1 rRNA gene is annotated in these 206 nt (G+C 56.8%); it reads right to left on the reverse strand.

Annotated features, from left to right (window positions below):
* Positions 1–206: ribosomal RNA gene (locus H6A32_RS17090) — 23S ribosomal RNA — on the reverse strand; the annotation flags it as partial.

The following is a 206-nucleotide window of genomic DNA, read 5'->3' on the forward strand; positions in this document are numbered from 1 at the left end:
ATGGGATATCTCATCTTGAGGGGGGCTTCACGCTTAGATGCCTTCAGCGTTTATCCCTTCCCGGCTTGGCTACCCTGCCATGCACTTGGTAGTGCAACAGGTACACCAGCGGCCGGTCCATCCCGGTCCTCTCGTACTAAGGACAGCTCCTCTCAAATATCCTACGCCCACGCCGGATAGGGACCGAACTGTCTCACGACGTTCTG

Source organism: Drancourtella massiliensis, from assembly GCF_016900655.1.
Classification (GTDB): Bacteria; Bacillota; Clostridia; order Lachnospirales; family Lachnospiraceae; genus Sellimonas; species Sellimonas catena.